The sequence below is a fragment of the Streptomyces musisoli genome (genome assembly GCF_016741855.1).
Classification (GTDB): domain Bacteria; phylum Actinomycetota; class Actinomycetes; order Streptomycetales; family Streptomycetaceae; genus Streptomyces; species Streptomyces musisoli.
Genome location: NZ_JAERRH010000013.1, coordinates 170020 through 189669, shown reverse-complemented (window position 1 = coordinate 189669; position 19650 = coordinate 170020). Strand labels below are relative to the sequence as shown.

General features: G+C 74.3%; 11 protein-coding genes and 1 pseudogene. 5 read left to right on the top strand and 7 right to left on the bottom strand.

Annotated features, from left to right (window positions below; all coding sequences use genetic code 11):
• Positions 1–12: 12 nt before the first annotated feature.
• From JK361_RS29060 to JK361_RS29050, 3 genes are all read right to left on the bottom strand, one after another.
• A complete protein-coding gene (locus tag JK361_RS29060; RefSeq protein WP_201823536.1) occupies positions 13–4767 on the bottom strand; it encodes a type I polyketide synthase in 4755 nt (1584 codons plus the stop codon).
• Positions 4767–10361, bottom strand: a complete 5595-nt coding sequence (locus JK361_RS29055; protein WP_201823528.1) for a type I polyketide synthase — start codon at positions 10359–10361, stop codon at positions 4767–4769. Before JK361_RS29055 ends, JK361_RS29060 begins: the two co-directional genes overlap by 1 nt.
• 780 nt (positions 10362–11141) lie before the next feature.
• Positions 11142–12146: a 2-dehydropantoate 2-reductase gene (locus JK361_RS29050; RefSeq protein ID WP_201823515.1), complete on the bottom strand. Its 1005-nt coding sequence runs from the start codon at positions 12144–12146 to the stop codon at positions 11142–11144.
• A gap of 62 nt (positions 12147–12208) precedes the next feature.
• Between JK361_RS29050 and JK361_RS29045 the strand changes: the two are divergent.
• Positions 12209–12480 (top strand): annotated as a pseudogene (locus JK361_RS29045) (antitermination regulator); the annotation flags it as partial.
• An 89-nt stretch (positions 12481–12569) separates the two neighbouring features.
• A complete protein-coding gene (locus tag JK361_RS29040) occupies positions 12570–13094 on the top strand; it encodes a GNAT family N-acetyltransferase (RefSeq protein WP_201823513.1) in 525 nt (174 codons plus the stop codon).
• Between the two features lie 138 nt (positions 13095–13232).
• Here the strand turns inward: JK361_RS29040 and JK361_RS29035 are convergent, their stop codons facing one another.
• The 3 genes from JK361_RS29035 to JK361_RS29025 all read right to left on the bottom strand — a co-directional run bounded on the left by JK361_RS29035 (position 13233) and on the right by JK361_RS29025 (position 15997).
• Positions 13233–13928, bottom strand: a complete 696-nt coding sequence (locus tag JK361_RS29035) for an NAD(P)-dependent oxidoreductase (RefSeq protein WP_201823511.1) — start codon at positions 13926–13928, stop codon at positions 13233–13235.
• A 204-nt stretch (positions 13929–14132) separates the two neighbouring features.
• Positions 14133–15068, bottom strand: coding sequence for an RNA polymerase sigma-70 factor (locus JK361_RS29030; RefSeq protein ID WP_201823502.1), 936 nt, complete (start codon positions 15066–15068; stop codon positions 14133–14135).
• The gene (locus JK361_RS29025) at positions 15065–15997 is read right to left on the bottom strand and encodes an NAD-dependent epimerase/dehydratase family protein (protein WP_372448745.1); all 933 of its coding nucleotides are present in this window, start codon (positions 15995–15997) and stop codon (positions 15065–15067) included. Before JK361_RS29025 ends, JK361_RS29030 begins: the two co-directional genes overlap by 4 nt.
• A 233-nt stretch (positions 15998–16230) precedes the next feature.
• Here JK361_RS29025 and JK361_RS29020 point away from each other — a divergent pair, with 233 nt between their 5' ends.
• Complete coding sequence (locus JK361_RS29020; RefSeq protein ID WP_201823495.1) at positions 16231–16734, top strand: NUDIX hydrolase; 504 nt, start codon at positions 16231–16233, stop codon at positions 16732–16734.
• Positions 16735–16929: 195 nt separating this feature from the next.
• Here the strand turns inward: JK361_RS29020 and JK361_RS29015 are convergent, their stop codons facing one another.
• The gene (locus tag JK361_RS29015) at positions 16930–17373 is read right to left on the bottom strand and encodes an ester cyclase (protein WP_201823492.1); all 444 of its coding nucleotides are present in this window, start codon (positions 17371–17373) and stop codon (positions 16930–16932) included.
• Between the two features lie 309 nt (positions 17374–17682).
• Between JK361_RS29015 and JK361_RS29010 the strand changes: the two genes are divergently transcribed.
• Together JK361_RS29010 and JK361_RS29005 are read left to right on the top strand one after the other, a co-directional pair.
• Positions 17683–18339 (top strand): maleylpyruvate isomerase N-terminal domain-containing protein, encoded by a 657-nt coding sequence (locus tag JK361_RS29010; RefSeq protein WP_201823489.1) that lies wholly within the window; start codon positions 17683–17685, stop codon positions 18337–18339.
• Between the two features lie 295 nt (positions 18340–18634).
• A complete protein-coding gene (locus JK361_RS29005) occupies positions 18635–19591 on the top strand; it encodes a MerR family transcriptional regulator (protein WP_201823598.1) in 957 nt (318 codons plus the stop codon).
• Positions 19592–19650: the final 59 nt, after the last annotated feature.

Sequence of the window (19650 nt, the reverse complement as noted above, 5' to 3'; positions counted from 1 at the left end):
GGGAGGGTCGCCTCACGCCGAGCCGAGTTCGTTGTCGATGAAGGCGAAGACGTCGTCGGCGGAGGCGTCCTCCAGTCGGCCGGCGACGGCGGCGGCGTCCTGGCCGAGGGTCTTGTTCAGCTCGGTGAGCAGCGACTGGAGGCGGGTGGTGACGCGGCTCAGCTGGATGTCCTCGGCGGTGAGGTCGCCGAGCCGGGCCGCGACCCGGTCGAGTTCGGCGACGACGGAGTCGACGGAGGTGTCGGCGCCCGCGAGTTCGGTGCCCAGGTGCTTGGCGAGGGCGGCGGGGGTGGCGTAGTCGAAGATGAGCGTGGCCGGCAGCGGCACACCGGCGGCGCTGCTGATGCGGTTGCGCAGGTCGACGGAGGTGAGGGAGTCGAAGCCGAGGTCGCGGAAGGCGGTGGCCGGCTCGACGGCGTCGGCGTCCGCGTAGCCGAGGACGGCGGCGGCCTGGCCGCACACCAGCTCCTGGAGGGCGCGCTCGCGTTCGCCGCCGGTGAGACCGGCGAGTTTCCCGGCGAAGCCGTCGACCGCATCCGCTTCGGCGGACCCGCCGGTGCCGCGCCTCGCCTCGGGCAGCGAGGACAGCAGGGCGCTGGGCCGGGACGAGGTGAAGGCGGGCGCGAACACGGACCAGTCGACGTCGGCGACGGTGACGGTGGTGTCGCCGCCGTCCAGGGCCCGTTGCAGGGCGGTGAGCGCGCGGTCGGGGGCGAGGAGGGACATGCCCATCGCGCGGGCGGCCGACCGTACGGTGCCGTGGGCGGCCATGCCGTCGCCGCCCCAGGGGCCCCAGGCGACCGAGGTGGCGGGCAGCCCGGCCGCGTGCCGGTGTTCGGCGAGGGCGTCGAGGTAGGCGTTGGCGGCGGCGTAGTTGGCCTGTCCCGCGCCGCCGACGGTGGCGGTCAGGGAGGAGAACAGCACGAATGCCGACAGGTCCAGGTCGGCGGTGAGTTCGTGCAGATGGCGGGCGGCGTCGGCCTTCGGGGCGAGGACGCCGGCGAACCGTTCGGGGGTGAGCGCGTCCAGGACGCCGTCGTCGAGGACACCGGCCAGGTGCATGACGGCGGTGAGCGGGTGCTCCCGCGGTACGGAGTCCAGCAGCGCGGCGAGCGCCCGGCGGTCGGCGACGTCGCAGGCGGCGAGGGTCACCTCGGCGCCGGTGCCGGTGAGTTCGCGGACGAGGTCGGCGGCGCCGGGCGCGTCCATGCCGCGGCGGGAGGTCAGCAGCAGGTGGTCGGCGCCCTGGGCCGCGAGCCATCGGGCGACGGCCGCGCCGACGGCGCCGGTGGCCCCGGTGACCAGGACCGTGTCGGACGGCTTCCAGGGGGTGCCGGCGCGGGCCGGGGCGTGTTCGAGGCGCCGGCCGTAGGCGCCGGTCTCGCGGATGACGACCTGGTCCTCGCCGCCGGCGTCGCGGAGCAGCGCGGCCAGCCGGGCGACGGTGTGCGGGCCGGTCTCGGCGGGCAGGTCGACCAGGCCGCCCCAGCGGTCGGGGTGTTCCAGGGCGGCGACCCGGCCGAGGCCCCACACGCCGGCCTGGGCGAATCCGGTGACGGGGGCGGCGGTTCCGTGGGCGACGGCGTCGCGTGTGACGCACCAGAGGGGGGCGGTGATCCCGGCGTCGCCGAGGGCCTGCACCAGGGCGGCGGTGGCGGCCGGTTCGGTGCCGGGTGCCAGCAGGGACAGGACGCCGTCGACGCCGTCCCGGCCGGCGAGCAGGGCGGCCAGCTCGGCGCGGCCGGCGGCCTCGGGCACCGTGAGGGTGTCGACGCGCAGCCCCCGGTCGCCGAGGCCGGTCAGGACGTCGGTGGTCCACGGGTCGTCGCTGGCCGGGACGACGGCGAGCCAGTGGCCGCCGAGCGCCGGGGTGGCGGCGGGCGCCAGCGGCTCCCAGGCGACGCGGTGACGCCAGCCGTCGGCGGTGGCGTGGGCCTGCCGCTGCTCGTGCCAGGCCGCGAGGGCCGGTACGACGGCGGCGACGGACGTCTCGTCGGTGACGCCGAGCGTGGCGGCGACGGCGGTCACGTCCTGGTCCCGGACCAGCTCCCAGAACGGGTCGGCGGCGTCACCGCCCGCGCGGGCCGCCGCGGAGCGCTCGGCCTGAAGGATGGGGGCGTCCGCCCAGTGCCGGTCGCGGCGGAACGGGTAGGTGGGCAGGTCGACCTTGCGGCCCCCGGCGAACACGGCGGTCCAGTCGGGGCCGGTGCCGGTCAGGTGGAGGCGGCAGAGGGCCTCGACGAGGGCGGCGTCCTCGGCACGGTCGCGGCGCTGGGTGCCGATGACGTCGGGGACGACGTCCTGCGCCAGGTTGGTGAGGACCGAGTCGGGGCCGACCTCCAGGAAGCGGGTGGCGCCCTCGGCGGCCAGCGCGGTGAGCCCGTCGTGGAAGCGGACGGCCTCGCGGACGTGCCGTACCCAGTAGTCGGGCGAGGTGAGTTCGCCGGCCGGGCGCCCGGTGACGTTGGAGATCACCGGCAGGGCGGGCTCGTGGAAGGTGAGGCCCGCCAGCACCTCGCGGAACGCGTCGAGCATGGGGTCCATGCGGCGGGAGTGGAAGGCGTGCGACACCTTCAGCCGGGTCGTCTTCTCCACCTGGGCGGCGACGGCGAGGACGGCGTCCTCGTCGCCGGAGATCACCACCGCGTGCGGGCCGTTGACCGCGGCGATGTCGACGCCGTCGGTGAGCAGCGGCACGACCTCCGCCTCGGCGGCCCGCAGTGACACCATCGCGCCGCCCGCGGGCAGTTCCTGCATCAGCCGGCCGCGGGCGGCGACCAGGGCGACCGCGTCGTCCAGATCCAGGACTCCGGCGGCGTGCGCGGCGACGATCTCGCCGATGGAGTGTCCGGCGAGCAGGTCCGGGCGGACACCCCAGTGCTCCAGCAGCCGGTACAGGGCGGTCTCGAAGGTGAACAGGGCCGCCTGCGTGTACAGGGTCTGGTTCAGCGGCGCGGTGGCTGGGTCGGCGTCCTCGTCGAACATCACCTCGCGCAGCGGACGGTCCAGGTGTGCGTCGAAGGCGGCGCAGATCTTGTCGAAGGCGGCGGCGAACACCGGGAACGCGGCGTGCAGGGTGCGGCCCATGCCGGGCCGCTGGGAGCCCTGGCCGGAGAACAGCATGCCGAGCCGGCCCGGTTCGGGGGCCGCCACGGCGGCCTGGCTGCCGTCGGCGACGGTGCGCAGGGCGGCCAGCAGTTCGTCGCGGTCGCGGCCGGTGACGGCGGCGCGGTGGGGGAACAGGGCGCGCGTGGTGGCCAGCGAGTGGCCCACGTCGTACGGGTCGAGGTCGCCGGCGACGGCGAGGAGCCGTTCCGCCTGGCGCCGGACGGCGTCGGAGCCCTTGCCGGACAGCACCCACGGCAGGACGGGCAGCGCGGCGCGCTCCGGTGCGGCCGTGCCGGTCTCGGTGGGCGGCGCCTGCTCCAGGACGGTGTGGGCGTTGGTGCCGGAGATACCGAAGGAGGACACGCCGGCGCGCCGCGGGCGGCCGTCGGGGGTGTCCCAGGGCTGGGCCTCGGTGAGCAGCCGGACGTCGCCCGCGCTCCAGTCGACGGCGGTGGAGGGCTTCTCGACGTGCAGGGTGCGGGGCAGGGTGCCGTGGCGCATCGCCATGACCATCTTGATGACGGCGCCGACGCCGGCCGCGGCCTGCGGGTGGCCCATGTTGGACTTGATGGAGCCGAGCCAGATCGGCCGGTTCCCGGGCCGGTCCTGACCGTAGGCGGCGATGACGGCCTGGGCCTCGATGGGGTCGCCGAGGGTGGTGCCGGTGCCGTGCGCCTCGACGGCGTCGATGTGGTGCGGGGCGAGCCGCGCGTCGGCGAGGGCCTGCTGGATCACCCGGATCTGGGCGGGGCCGCTGGGCGCGGTGAGGCCGTTGGAGGCACCGTCCTGGTTGACGGCCGAGCCGCGGACGACGGCGAGCACCTCGTGGCCGTTGCGCAGCGCGTCGGACAGCCGCTCGACGAGCAGCATGCCGGCGCCCTCGGCCCAGGCGGCGCCCGCGGCGTCGTCGGAGAAGGAGTGACAGCGGCCGTCGGGGGACAGTGCGCGGCGCTCGCTGAACTCGACGAACATCTCGGGGCTGGCCATGACGGCGGCGCCGCCCGCGAGCGCCAGGGAGCACTCGCCCTTGCGCAGCGACTGGATGGCCGAGTGCAGCGCCACCAGGGAGGAGGAACAGGCCGTGTCCATGGTGACCGCGGGACCCTCCAGACCGAGGGTGTAGGCGATGCGGCCGGAGACGATGCTGCCGGAGATGGTGCCGCCGATGTAGTCGTGGTGCATCAGGCCGACGAAGACACCGGTCGGGGTGCCCTTCATGGTGGTGGGGTCGATGCCGGCCCGCTCGAAGGCCTCCCAGGTGACCTCCAGCAGCAGCCGCTGCTGCGGGTCGGTGCCGGGCGCGTCCTTGGGGCTGATGCCGAAGAACGCGGGATCGCACTCGGCGGCGTCGTGCAGGAAGCCGCCGTGGCGTACGTAGGTCTTGCCGGGGGCGCCGGGCTCGGGGTCGTAGATCGCCTCGACGTCCCAGCCGCGGTCGGTGGGGAACTCGGTGACGACGTCGATGCCCTCGTCGACGACGCGCCACAGGTCCTCGGGCGTGCGCACCCCGCCGGGGTAGCGGCAGCCCATGCCGATGATGGCGACGGGCTCGCGGTCCTGGTCCTCCAGCTCGCGTACGCGGCGGCGGCTGCGCTCCAGCTCGGTCGTGGCCCGCTTGAGGTAGTCGCGGAGCTTGCCGGCCGTGGCCGAGTCTTCCATCACAGGGCTCCCAGTTCGTTGTCGATCCTGGCGAAGAGTTCGTCGTCGCTGGCTTCCCGGAAGTCCTCCGGCGGTACGGGCGCGCCGGCGCGTCCGTGGGTGTCCTGCCAGCCGCGCAGCAGCGCTTCGAGGCGGGCGGCGACGCGTGCGTGGCTGCCGTCCTGGTCGGGCAGGGCGTGCAGGGCGGCTTCGAGGCGGTCCAGCTCGGCCAGCGCGGACCGGGTGAGGTCGGCCGGTCCGGGCACGAGGGCGGTCTTCAGGTGGGTGGCGAGGGTGAGGGGCGTGGGCTGGTCGAAGACGAGGGTCGCGGGCAGGGTCAGGCCGGTGGCACCCGCGAGGAGGTTGCGCAGTTCGACGGCGGCGAGCGAGTCGAAGCCCATCTCCTGGAAGGCGCGCCCGGGGTCGACCGACTCGGGCGAGGGGTGCCCGAGCACGCCGGCGACGTGGGTGCGGACCAACTCCAGCAGGGCGCGGTCGCGTTCGGGGTCGGGCAAACGCGCCAGCCGGTCGTGCCAGGAGTGGGCGGGGACGCCCGCGGCGGGATCGGTGCCGCGCCGCCGGGCGGGCCGGACCAGGCCGCGCAGCAGCGCGGGTACGCCGTCGGGCCGGGCGCGCACCGCGGCGGCGTCCAGGCGGACGGGCACCAGTACGGCGTCCTCGGCGCCGAGGCCGGCGTCGAAGGTGCGCAGTCCCTGGGCGGGGGTCAGCGGCGGCAGTCCGAGCCGGCGCAGCCGTTCCAGGTCGCCGGCGTCGATGCCGGCGCTCAGGCCGCCGGTGCCGGACCACAGGCCGTAGGCGAGGGAGACGGCCGGCAGGCCGAGGGAGCGGCGGTGGGCGGCGAGGCCGTCCAGGAAGGTGTTGGCGGCGGCGTAGTTGGCCTGGCCGCCGCCGACCAGCAGACCCGCGGTGGAGGACAGCAGGACGAACGCCGACAGGTCCTTGTCGCGGGTCAGTTCGTGGAGGTTCCAGGCGGCGTCCACCTTGGGCCGCAGCACCCGGTCGACCCTGTCCGCGTCGAGGGTGGCGAGGACGCCGTTGTCGACGACTCCGGCGGCGTGCACCACGGCCCGTACGTCGTGCTCGGCGAGCAGCGCGGCCAGTCCGGCCCGGTCGGCGGCGTCGCACCGGGCGAGGGTGACCTCGGCGCCCGACTCCGTGAGCCGGTCGCGCAGTTCGGTGGCGCCGGGGGCGTCCGCGCCGCGCCGGCCGGCCAGCAGCAGGCGCCGTACGCCGTGCTCGGTGACCAGGTGGCGGGCGATCAGGGCACCCAGTCCGCCGGTGCCGCCGGTGATCAGGACGGTGCCGTCCGGGTCCCAGGAGATCGGGCCGCCGGACTTGGCGCGGGCCAGCCGCGGCACCCGTACCTCGCCGTCCCGCACCGCGATCTCCGGTTCGCCGGAGGCGAGCGCGGTGGCGAGGGCGGGGCCCGTTCCGGTGCCGGTGCCGCTGTCGCTGTCGATCAGCAGGAACCGGCCGGGGTTCTCGGCCTGGGCGGCGCGTACGAGCCCGTGGAGTGGGGCGTGGCTGAGGTCGCCGGTCCGCAGCAGCACCGCGAGCCGGCGGTCGGCGTACCGCTCGTCGGCCGTCCAGGCGCGCAGGGCGTCCAGGGTGGCGTTGACCCGCTGCCGGACCAGGCCGGGCAGGTCCGCCACGGTGTCGGGGGCGGCCGGTACGGCCAGGACGACCAGGTCGGGCACCGGGCCCGCCGCGGTGAGGGCGGCCAGGTCGGCGTGGTGGGGCGCGTCGAGACCGGTGCCGGCCGGGACGGGGTGGCCGGGGTGGCCGATGTCGTCGGAGCGGCCGGTGTCGTCGTGGTCGCCGGTGTGGAAGTGGCCTGTGCGGTCGCGGTGAACGATGCCGTCGCGGTGGCCGGTGCCGTCTCGGTGAGCGGTGTCGTCGCGGTGAACGGTGCCGTCGCGGTGAGAGGTGTCGGTGCGGTGGCCGGTGTCGGTGAGGCCGCACACGGCCGGGGCGGGGGCGTCGGCGGTGGTCTCCGCGCCGGGTGCCGGGACGAGGTCCACCCGGTACAGCGGGTCGTCGCCGTCCCCGGCGAGCTGTTCGGCCGAGACGGGGCGGGCGACGAGGCTGCGCACGGTCGCGACGGGTGCTCCGGAGCCGTCGGCGAGGGCGAGGGTGACGGCGTCGGGGCCGGACGGGGACAGATGCAGGCGCAGGGTGCCGGTGCCCGCCGCGTGCAGCGTGACACCGCCCCAGGCGAACGGCAGCACCGCCTGACCGCCGGGCAGCTCCAGCAGGTTGACGTGCAGGGCCGCGTCCAGGAGGGCCGGGTGCACGCCGAACGCGGCGGCGGTGGCGCGGGCGCTCTCGGGCAGGGCCGCCTCGGCGAACAGTTCGTCACCGCGGCGCCACATGGCGCGCAGGCCCTGGAAGACCTCGCCGTAGCCGTACCCGGTGCGGGCGAGGGCGGGATACAGACCGGCCAGGTCGACGGGTTCGGCGTCCCGGGGCGGCCAGTCGGTCAGGCCGGCCGGGTTTCCCTCCTCGGCACCGGCCAGGACGCCGGCGGCGTTGCGGGTCCACGGAGCGTCGGGGGTGTCGGCGCGGCGGGACCAGACGGTCAGCTCCCGCCGTCCGTCGCGTTCGCCGCCGACGGCGACCTGTACGGAAAGCGCGCCCTGCTCCGGCAGGATCAGCGGTGCGTGCAGGGTGAGTTCGTCCACGGTGTCGCAGCCGGTGCGTTCCGCCGCCTGGAGTGCCATCTCGACAAAGGCGGTGCCGGGCAGCAGCACGGTGCCGTGCACGGCGTGGTCGGCGAGCCAGGGGTGGGAGGCGCGGGAGAGGCGGCCGGTGAGGACCGCTCCCCCGGTGTCGGGCAGGTCGGCCGCGGCGGTCAGCAGCGGGTGGCCGGTGGCGCTCTGCCCCAGGCCGTCGGCGTCGCCGCCGCCTGCGGTGGCCTCGAGCCAGAGGCGTTCGCGCTGGAAGGCGTAGGTGGGCAGGCCGGTGGGCCGGGCGGCGTGCGGGGCGAAGAACGCCGCCCAGTCCACGGCCGTGCCGGCCGCGTGCAGCCGGGCCACGGCCGCGACCAGGTCGCGTTCCTCGTCGCCGTCGCGGCGCAAGGCGGCGACGGTCACGCTGTCCTCGGGCACGCAGTCCACGGCCAGGGCGGTGAGGGCCGCGTCCGGGCCGACTTCGAGGTACTTCCGGACGCCCAGCTCGTGCAGGGCGGCCATGGCGGGGGCGAAGCGGACGGGCCGGCGCACGTGCTCGACCCAGTAGCCGGCGGTGGCCAGTCGGCCGGGGTCGGCGAGGGCTCCGGTGAGGGTGGAGACGATCGGGATCCGCGGCCGTTCGAAGGCGCACCGGGCGGCGGCCTCGGCGAAGCCGGCCAGCATCGGCTCCATCAGCGGTGAATGGAAGGCGTGCGAGACCGTCAGCCGCTTGCTCTTGCCGAAGCGGGCCGCGAGGGCCTCCACGGCGTCCTCGGCGCCGGAGACGACCACGGAGCGCGGGCCGTTGACGGCGGCGAGGCCGACCCGGTCGTCCAGGTGGGGGGTGACCTCCTCCTCCGTGGCGCGCAGCGCGGCCATGGCGCCGCCCGCGGGCAGGGCCGCCATCAGGGTGCCGCGTGCGAGCACGAGCCGGACGGCGTCCGGCAGGGACAGCACACCGGCGACATGGGCGGCGGCCAGTTCGCCGACGGAGTGTCCGGCCAGGTAGTCGGGGGTCACGCCCCAGGACTCCAGGAGCCGGTACAGGGCGACCTCGGTGGCGAAGAGGGCGGTCTGCGCGTAGTCGGTACGGGTGAGCAGGCCGGCGTCGGTGTCGATCACCTCGGCGAGCGGCCGTTCCAGACTCCGGTCGGCGAGCGCGCACACCGCGTCGAAGGCTTCGGCGTACACCGGGAAGGCCCGGCGCAGGTCCCGGCCCATGCCGAGCCGCTGCGCTCCCTGACCGGTGAACAGGAAGGCGGTCTTGCCGCCCATGCGGGTGAGCGGGGCCGCGGCGGCGAGCCGGTCGAGCAGTTCGCCGGTGTCCCGGCCGACCGCGACGGCGCGGTGCTCGAAGCGGGCGCGGGTGGTGGCCAGCGACAGTCCCAGGTCGGCGGGGCGGATGCCCGGGTGTGCGGCCAGGTGGTCGCGCAGGCGCTCGGTCTGTCCGGTGAGGGCCCGGCGGGTACGGCCGGAGACGATCCAGGGGAGCCAGGCGCCGTCCCGCACGGGCGGGTGGTCCGCGTCCTCGGCCGGGTCCGGCTCGGCGGGGGCCTGTTCGAGGATGACGTGGGCGTTGGTGCCGCTGATCCCGAAGGAGGAGACGGCGGCGCGGCGAGGCCGTCCGGTGGCGGGCCACGGGCGGCGCTCCAGGGCGAGTTCGACGGCGCCCGCGCTCCAGTCGACCTGGTCGGTGGGGGCGTCGACGTGGAGCGTCGGCGGCACCTCACCGTGCCGCATGGCCAGCACCGTCTTGATGATCCCGGCCACGCCCGCGGCGGCCTGGGTGTGCCCGAGGTTGGACTTGACCGAGCCCAGCAGCAGCGGCTCCGCGCGGTCCTGGCCGTAGGTGGCGAGCAGGGCCTGCGCCTCGATGGGGTCGCCGAGGGAGGTCCCGGTGCCGTGCGCCTCGACCACGTCGACGTCGGCGGCGGTGAGTCCCGCGCCGGCCAGCGCCTGCCGGATGACGCGCTGCTGTGACGGGCCGTTGGGCGCGGTCAGGCGGCTGCTGGCGCCGTCGGAGTTGACCGCGCTGCCCCGGACGACGGCGAGCACCGGGTGGCCGTTGCGCCGGGCGTCGGAGAGCCGTTCCAGCAGCAGCATGCCGGCGCCCTCGCCCCAGCCGGTGCCGTCGGCCGCCGCGGCGAACGCCTTGCAGCGGCCGTCCGGGGCGAGTCCGCGCTGCCGGCTGAAGTCGATGAACGTCTCCGGTGTGGACATGACGGTGACGCCGCCGGCGAGGGCGAGCGAGCACTCGCCCGACTGGAGCGCCCGTACCGCCCAGTGCACGGCGACCAGGGAGGAGGAGCACGCGGTGTCGACGGTCACCACCGGGCCTTCGAGGCCGAAGGTGTAGGCGACGCGTCCGGAGGCGATGCTGGCGGCGCTTCCGTTGGCGAGGTAGCCGTCGAGGTCGTCGGGTACGGAGGTGAGGCGGGTGGCGTAGTCGTTGTACATCACGCCGGCGAACACGCCGGTGCGGCTGCCGCGCAGGGAGGCCGGGAGGATGCCGGCCCGCTCGAACGCCTCGTGGGAGGTCTCCAGCAGCAGTCGCTGCTGCGGGTCCATGGCGAGGGCCTCGCGGGGGCTGATGCCGAAGAAGTCGTGGTCGAAGTCGGCGGCGTCGTGCAGGAATCCGCCGGTGCGGGAGTAGGTCCGGCCGGGCCGCGCCGGGTCGGGGTCGTAGAGGGCGTCCACGTCCCAGCCCCGGTCGGCGGGGAAGTCGGACACCGCGTCGGTGCCGGACGCGACCAGGTCCCACAGTTCCTCGGGAGTGGTGACGCCGCCCGGGTAGCGGCAGCCGATGCCGACGACGGCGACCGGGCCGTGTGCGCGTTGCTCGTTCTCGCGCAGCCGTCGCCGCGCCTCCCGCAGTTCCGCGGTCGTCCGCTTGAGATAGTCGAGCAGTTGCTCTTCGTTGTTCACCAGCGCGCCATCCGATCGAGATCGAAGTGAGGGCCTGGGCCGTGCGGATCGTCTCCGGACGGTTTCCGGTCCGCTTCCCCTCCGTTCTCGGAGGCTAGGCAGGCGGTGATGACGCAAGACACCCCTACGGCCCCCAGGACCCCTGTGGCCGGTAAGGGGTCCCTGGGGACGAGCCGTCTGTGACACGGTGGACGGCGTCCGGGCCCGTGCCGGGCGGCCCGTCCCGGCCGGTGTCAGACGGGCCGTTCGCGACGGTGCAGGACGGCGGTTCGCGACGCTGCAGGACGGGCCGTACGCGACGGTGTAAGACGGGCCGTTCGCGAGGGTGCTCGCCACGTTGCTCTCCGCGCGTCCGGCACGTCATGCCGGGCGGGGGCCGGTGACCTGCTGCTAGGGTGCGGCCGCCCGGTGCTCGGGGGACCGCGCCGCCGTGGTCGGCATGACACGCCGGATGCCGCGGCCGGGTTCCGGACCGGCCGCGGCATCCGCCACTCAGGGCACTCCCAAGGCCCGGCACACTGAGTGCCCGGCACGGGCGTGCGCATACGGAGCCGAACGGGTGATGTGCCGACGGCGGGCCGGGCACGGTCGCTCCTCCTGGCGCCGTACGACGCTTGGCGGTTTCTCACGGCCGAGCGTCCTGGCCGGTCGGCATGTGGTGATCCGTAGTCGCTCCCGAGGCCTGACCTCTCAAGACAGAGCCGGCCCCACATGCCTTCCCGCTCCGTGAAGCAGCACCGGTGCCGCCGAGGCCTCGGGATTCGCGGCCTCCGCGGGGGTTCAGCGCGCCGCGCGCAGTTCGGCGTGGAGTTCCGGTCCGGTCCAGGTGCGGGGCCTGGACTCCGCCTCGTGCACCAGGGCCGCGAGACGCGCGTTCGCGGGGGCGGTCCGTCCGTGGGCGGCGGCGAGGGCGACGATCTCGCCCTGCAGTGAATCGATCTCCGTGGGCCGGGAGCGCTGGAGGTCCTCCCACATCGAGGAGCGCGCGTGGGCGTCGATACGCAGGGCCGCTGCCGCCACCCGGCGGAAGAGGGCGTCGGGCAGCCCCAGCACGTGCGGGGTGACGCCGGGAGCGGTGGGGCCGAGGCGGGCGGGGGTGATCCCGGCGGCGCGGAAGGCGGCGAGGGCCTCGCGCTGGCAGAGGGCGAGGCAGCGGCGGTACGCCCGCCGGCCGAGCTGGTCGCGCAACGGCAGTCCCGAGAGGGCGTTGATCGCGTTGTTGAGGTTCATCAGCAGCTTGGCGTGCTGTACCTCGGACATGTCGGTGCGGGCCTCGATGGCCAGGCCCGCCTCGCGGAAGGCGGCGCCGAGCACGTCGTCGGGCTCGGTCATGAGCCTGCCCGGCATGCCCTGGTGCACGATGCCCGGCTCGGACTGCACCACGTTGTAGGGCACCATCCCGGCCAGGACGGTGTGGCCGGGGAGCACGGCGCGCAGGGTGGCGGGGTTGTGCAGTCCGTTCTGGAAGCTGACGACGACGGCACCGGGGGCGAGATGGGGGGCGAGGTCCTCGGCGGCGGCCTCGGTGCCGGCGCTCTTCACGGTGACCAGCACATAGTCGGCGCCGGCCGCTGCCTCGGGACCGGTGGCCGCCGTCAGCCGGTCCGGAGCGAGATGCACGGGCGGCCGGAGGGAGGTGCTGAGGGTGAGCCCCCGCTCGCGCAGCACGCCCATGGCGGCGGGCCGGCCGATGAAGGCCACGTCGTACCCGGCGGCGGCGAGGTGTCCGCCGAGGTGGCAGCCGATGCTGCCGGCGCCGAGGACGGCGAAGCGGGGCTTGGGCATGGGTGACTCCTGCGGGAGGGCCGGGCGGGCAGGGGTCAGCATGGACCAGGGGCATGCCGGCTGACCAGGCCCGGTCGCCGGGCGGTCGCCGGGATCCGGCTGCGCAACCTTGGCCCGCTTTCGCGCCCCGGGTCCGGGAACTGGGTGTGGGCAGCACGATGGGCTTCCTGCTTGTTCACCGAGGACGAGGATCCCGGCGCGCTGAACCTCTGCTCACGCCGGGCCGGCGCGCTCAACGACGCCAGCGAGACGACCGGCCGGCCGGCTGGCTGGCTGGCTGGCTGGCTGGCTGCTGGCCTCGCATGCCGCGGTGGCGTTCTTCAGCGCGAGCACCACATCAGGGCCGGCGGCGCGCGGTGATCTTTCCCTTCGCCCGGGCGGACGGCAGGATGGGGCGAAGGTGCCGCGCGACGGAGGGGAAACATGACCGATCAGTGGGTGAGGCTGGAACTGGATGTCGCCGCGTTCGACGCACCCCGGTTCGAGCAGTATCTGACCCGGTGTCAGGCGGCGGGCATTCGTCTGACCACCCTCGCCGAGCTGGGTGACACACCGGAACACCGCCGCGCACTGTACGAGTTGAACAAGGAGTGCTCCGCGGACATCCCCGAGCGGGGGGAGTTCTACTCGTACGAGGAGTACGCCGAACGGCGCTTCGCGTCCGCCGGTTACGACCCGCGGGGCGTCGTCGTCGCCCTGGACGGGGACGTGTGGATCGGCATGGCGGCCACGTCGGTCCACGAGGATTTCGTGTTCAACGAGATGACCGGCGTCCGGGCCGCCTACCGCGGCCGTGGCATCGCGATCGCCATGAAGACCTGGGGACTGCGCTTCGCCAGGGAGTACGGAGCGCCGAGGGTGCGCACGTTCCATCATCCGGCGAACGCGAACGCCATCGCCATGAACCGCAGGATGGGATTCGTGGACGCCGGCACCCTCGACGGATAGCACGCGTCCCGCCGGACGCGGTGGAGCGCACCCCGCCGGACGCGATGGAGCGCACCCCGCCGGACGCGATGGAGCGCACCCCGCCGGACGCGGTGGAGCGCACCGCGCCGGCGCCCCGGCGGGTCGGGGCCGGCCGGCTCACCTCCTGGCGAGTGCTTCGCGCCGGATCCACTGCATCAGGGTGGGGTTGTCCACGGTGGTGACGACGCCGACGGTGGTGCGCAGGTGCCTGTCGTCGTCGAGCAGGTCCAGCATGCTCGCGGCCAGGTCCACGCGCGCGGTGAACCTGCCGTCGGCGTGCCCCTCCACGAGGGAGTAGTCGGTGGCCGACGGCAGATGGTAGAGCCCGCTCGGGCGGACGATCGTCCAGTCCAGACCGCTGGCCCGGACCAGCGTTTCCATCCGCCGCATGTCGTCGTACAGCGTTCTGCCCAGCACCCGTGTCACATAGGGCAGGAGGACCCGGTTGAACAGGAAGCCGCCGTCGGAGTACGGGTGCGGGTCGACCCCGCTCGAACTGACGACGGTGAGCCGGCGGACCCGGTGCCGACGCATCGCGGCGACGATGTTGGCCACCCCCCGCGAATAGGTCCGGACGGGTTTCCTCCCCACGGGCACCCCGAGCGTCGACAGCACCGCGTCCCGTCCCGCCACGGCGGCGTCCACGGCCTCCGGATCGAACACGTCGGCGCCGAGTACGTCGAGTCTCCGGTCCCGCAGCGGAAAGGAGTCCGGCTGCCGGGTCACCGCGGTGACCCGGTGCCCGGCGGTGAGGGCCTGGTCCGTCAGCAGGCGGCCGGTGGGGCCGTTGGCCCCGAAGACGGTGATGCGCATGGCGGTTGTTCGTTCCCTCGTTGTCAGGCGTTCCGGTGGGTCGTCCGGGAGCGGCGCGGAACCGGCAGTATGCCCGCGCCGGTGTCAGGCGTTCCGGTGGGTCGTCCGGGAGCGGCGGGGTGTCCGCGCCGGTGTCAGGCGTTCCGGTGGGTCGTCCGGGAGCGGCGCGGAACCGGCGGGGTGTCCGCGCACCCCCGTGGGTGTTCAGTCCGGGGCGAAGCGAGCCCGCTGTGTTTCCCGCAGCACCGCCCAGGCGTCCGCGACGGGGCCCACGTGCCCGAGCTTGTCGGGGTTGCTCACCGTGCGGATCGTCTGGATCTGTCCGTCGAGGATGTCGAGGGTCCAGGTGTTGACGACCTTGCCGTCCCGGTCCCGGAAGATCGCGCCCGGCTGGCCGTTCACCTGGTGGGGCTCCACGACGCCGCCGATCCGGGCGAACGGCGGCAGGAGGGCGGCGAGCACCCGGGACACATCGTGGGCGCCGAAGAAGCCCTCGACCCACTGCGGGGCCTTGCCGCCGCTGTCCGCGACCAACCGTACGTCGGCGGCAAGCAGGTCCCGCACCCCGTCGACGTCCCCCTCACGGAAGGCGTCGAAGAACCGCGTGGCCAGTTCCTCCCGTTCGCGCCGGCCGGCCTCGAAGCGGGGCCGGTCCTCGGTCATGTGGCGCCGGGCGCGTACCACCAGCTGGCGGCAGGCCGCCTCCGAGCGTCCCACCGCCGAGGCGATCTCGGGGAAGCCGAAGTCGAACACCTCCCGCAGCACGAACACCGCCCGTTCCAGCGGGCTGAGGCGTTCGAGCAGCAGCAGGGCCGCCATGGACACCGAGTCGGCCAGCTCCGCCGACCGCTCCGGGTCCTCGTAGGGGTCGGCGAGCAGCGGTTCGGGGAACCACGGCCCGACGTACGCCTCCCGCCGGACCCGGGCCGAGCGCAGCACGTTGATGGAGATGCGCGTGACCACCGCCGACAGGAACGCCTTGGCCGAGACGGGGGACGTCGTGGACGCCTCGTAGCGCAGCCAGGTCTCCTGGACGGCGTCCTCGGCCTCGGTCACGCTGCCCAGGATGCGGTACGCGATCGAGAACAGCAGCGGCCGCAACTCCTCGAACTCCTCGGCCTTCTGCGCGGTCCGGGTCATGCCAGCTCCTCCTCGAAACCCTGCCGCCACGACGGGAAGCGCAACCGCCAGTCGAGTTCCCGCTTGGCCTTGGCGTTGGAGAAGCCCCGCCCTTCGGTCATCATCACGACCGCCTGGTCCCCGGCCAGCATCCGGGCCAGCCACACCGGGACCCGCATCGGCCGCTTCGCCCCCGCGCACGCCGCCAGATGGGGCAGCCACTCGTTCGCCGGGGCCGGTTCGTCGTCGACGATGTTGAACACGCCCCTCGCCTTCTTCTCCACGGCCAGCACGGTCGCGCTCGCCGCGTCGTCGAGATGCACCCACGAGCTGTAGCCGGTGCCCCGCCCGACCAGCGGGTACTGTCGCCTGCGCACCAGCTCGACCTGGTCGTCGACGGCACCCGGACCGTAGAACGCGCCGTAGCGCAGGACCGCGCCGCCGGCCGCGAGCACCACGTCCTCGACGTGGCCCAGCGCCTTCAGGCCCCTGTGTGCCGCCGTGCCCTCGAGGGTGTCCAGCGGATCCTCCTCGGTCTTCACCCAGCCGCCCTCGCGGATCCCGTTCCAGGAGGCGTAGCCCTGGGCGACGACATGGGACACACCGGTCGCCTCCGCCGCCGCCAGCAGATGGTCGGTCCCCTCGGTGCGCAGCCGGTTGGTGAGGGCGAACCAGCGGTCCGGATGCTTGATGTCCGGCTTGCCGGCGTGAACCATGGAGATCGCCGTCATCTGGTGCACGACGACGTCCGGCCGGGCCTTGGCCACCGCCTCGCCGACCGACGCCGCGTCGAGCCCGTCCATCACCGCCCCGTCCGCTCCCAGCCGGGCGATCGCGCCCAGCTTGGCGGCGCTCGTGGTGGTGGCCGTCACCTGATGGCCACGGGCCACCAGTTGCGGCACCAGCCGCCGCCCCAGCACCCCGGTCCCGCCTGCCACGAACACCCGCATGACCATCACCTTCCGTCGTGAGTAACTGTCTGCACCACCCGAGACAAGTCGGCCCCGCCGTCTGTGACATGCCGCGGGAAGAAGGCCGGGGCGAGCGGGCGGGACCGGTGCATGCGGCAGGCAACTCGGCTCCGGTACCTCCCCGTTGCGAAGAGCGTGGGCACCCTGGGACGCATGTTCCGGGGATCACGTGTCTCGTCGCCAGCGGGCCGCCCCGGCCTACGCTGTCCGTCATGCCCGCATACCACCAGCCGTTCGGCGTGGACCCCGACGTCGAGGTGCCTGTGCCCGCCCCTGGCGAGCTGTGGACCGTCGGTGCCGTCATCCTCAACCGCGACGGCGACGCCTTCGCCCAGAAGCGCAGCCCGCACCGCCGTCTCTTCCCCGACAGCTGGGACATCGTCGGCGGCCATGTCGAGCCCGGCGAGACCCTCCTCGAGGCTCTCGCGCGGGAGGTCGAGGAGGAAACCGGCTGGCGCCTGAGCCGTGTACGGCGGTTCCTGGGCGCCACGACCTGGAACGGGGACGACGGAGCCGGGCTCCGCCACGAGGCCGACTTCCTCGTCGAGGTGGAAGGCGACCTGGACCACCCCGTACTGGAGTGGTCCAAGCACTCGGCCTACGGCTGGTTCGGCCACGACACCCTCGAACGCCTCAAGGAGAACCGTGCGCCTGGCGAGTTCCTGATCCACGACCTCGTGGCACGAGCCCTGCGAGACCGTCCGTACGGGCCCTAGCAGACGGGCCCGTACGTGTCGTCCGCCTCGTGTCACCCGGCGAGCGTCCGCTCGGCCACGGGGAACTCACGGCTCCCGCACCACATGAGAGTCTTCACGGGCGACGCCGGCCGGCCCGCCGCGACGGCGGCGCGGGCGGGCGTGAGGGACCCGGATCCATGTGCCGTCACCGACCCGGCAGCCGCTCGGAGGAGGTCACTCCGGGCCGCCGGGGACCACGCCCAGCTGCCGCAGCTGCGCCTGGACGTCGACGACACCCCGGATCTCGACGATGCGGCCGTCCGCGAAGCGGATGATGAAGATCTCGCCGTACCGGACGGACCTGCCGGTGGGCGCGAGATCCCGGTACTCGCCACGATGCGTGCCCGTGACCGTGTTCCGGAAGACGACCTTGTCCCCTTCGGCGATGGTGTCCTCGACGTCGACCCGAAGGTCGGGGAACGCGCGGAACAGCACCTCCCACACCTGTTTCAGCGCCTGCGCCCCGGTCGTGCCCATCGGCACCGGCGCGTGGAAGAGCACGTCCGGATCGACGATCTCGTCGATGGTCTTGGAGACGATCTCCATGTCACCGGTGTTGACGGCGTCGTGCAGGCGGCCGAACACCGCCTTGTTGCGTGCTGCCTGGTCTGTCGGCATGTCGCTCCTTCTCGGGCCGGGGTACGGCATCGGGTGGCGGTCGCCGCCGGTGGCGATGCCCTCCCTCTACGACGGCGCGGCGCACCGGGATGTGACATCGGGCCGTCGCCCCGCGGGACTCGGGGACAACCCGGCACCGGCGCAGGCCCGGCTCCTCAGCCACCGGGGACGCGATGGCCGTCGTGACCCGGCGGGCCGTCGCGGCCGGACCCGGTGACGCCCTGCGGACCGTGGCCGGTATCGCGGCGAACACCTCGGGGCCGGGGGAAATGGGTCGAAGGGCCGGGCGGGCGCTGCTAGCTTGCGGCCGTGGATCTCTTCTCGCGCTCGTGGACGGCTTTGCGCACGGCGGTCGCCGAACTCCCCGACGAGGACTTCGCCCGGCCTTCCGGCTGCACCGGCTGGCTCGTCCGGGACCTGGTGTGTCACCTGGTCATCGACGCCCAGGACGTGCTGATCACCCTCGTGACGCCCGCGTCGGCGGAACCGACGCACGACGCGGTGACCTACTGGAACGTCACGGACACGCCGCCGGCCGGCGACGATCCCCTGGACGCGCTGACCGTCCGGCTGGCCGCCGCGTACGAGGAGCCGCGGCTGCTCAAGTTCCACCTGGACGACATCGGTTCCGCCGCGGGACGCGCGGCCGGGCTGGCCGAGCCGGGACTCCGGGTCGGCACCCAGGAGATGGTCCTCACCGTGGAGCACTACCTCTCCGCGTACGTGCTGGAGTGGACCCTGCACCACCTGGACCTGATCGCGCACCTCCCGGCTGCGGCGCAGCCACCCGCCGAGGGTCTCGCCCGCTCGCGCGCGATGCTGGAGGAGATCGCCGGGGCGGCCTTCCCCGCGGCGTGGTCAGACCAGGACGCGCTGCGGGTCGGCACGGGACGCCGCACCCCGACCGACGCCGAGCGGGCGGAACTCGGCCCGCTGGCCGGGAGGCTCCCACTCGTCCTCGGGTGAACGCGCGCGTGCGGACCTGCCGACGGTGGGGGCGGAGAGCCGACCCCGCCGATGAACGGCGGCCCACCGTGCGGGAGTCCCGCCACGAGCTGGAGAGGCACGTGTGCCACGGCAAGCGGAGCACCGTCCACCAGGCGTACGAGGACGGCGTGGAGGAGCGGCTCGGCGCGCTCGGCGAACGCTCCTGACACCTACTCGCCGGTCGTCCCGGGGTCTCCGCAGCAGCGCCCGGCTGGGGCCGGCTGCTTGACCTTGCCCCCAGGGGCAAGGTCTAGCGTGAGGCGACGTGAACGACATGACGATCAGCGAACTGGCACGCCGGGCCGAGGTGACGGTAAAGGCGGTGCGGTACTACGAATCCCTCGGGTTGATCACACCCGAGCGGCTCCCCAACGGCTACCGCACCTACACCGAGGACGACGTACGTCTCATCCGCGAGATCCGCACGCTGCACGGGCTGGGCATCCCCGTCGAGCGCACCCGGCCGTTCCTGGAATGTCTGGCGGCGGGCCGTGAGTACGCCGACGACTGCCCGGCCTCGCTGGCGAGCTACCGCGCGGCCATCGACGAACTGACCGAGCGCATCGAGGCGCTGACCGCCCGCCGCGCGACGCTGATCACCAGCCTGAACGCCGCCGCCCACCGGGGCAGCACGGCCGTACCGCCCGAGCGGACCGGAACCGGCGGCGAGAACCACCTGACGCTGCCCGCCGGTCTGCCCGTCCCCGAGGACGACGGCACCGCGGACCGTCTGCCCGGCACCCGGGTGCCACCGCTGACCCTGCTGACGACGGCGGGCAAGGAGGTCCGGCTGGAGGCGCTCGGGCCGGGGCGGACCGTGCTCTACATCTACCCGCTCACCGGCCGGCCCGGCACCGATCTGCCGGAAGGCTGGAACTCCATCCCCGGAGCCCGTGGCTGCACCGCGGAGACGTGCGGCTTCCGCGACCACTTCCAGGAACTGCTCGAGGCCGGTGCCGGGCGGGTTCACGGGCTGTCCAGCCAGGACACCGAGTACCAGCGGGAGGTCGTGGAGCGGCTCGGGCTGCCGTTCGACATGCTCTCCGACCCGGAACTCCGCCTGGCCGACACCCTGGGGCTGCCGACGTTCGAGGCGGGCGGGGCGCGGCTGTTCACACGGCTGACGCTGGTCGTGCGCGACGGGGTGATCGAGCACGCCTTCCACCCGGTGTTCCCACCGGACGCACATGCCGAGCAGGTTCTGACCTGGCTGCGCGAGAACCCCGTGTGAATCCCGTGGGTGACATGCCCCGCGACAGGCGGTGACCGCTCCCGCCCCCGCCTGTGGCT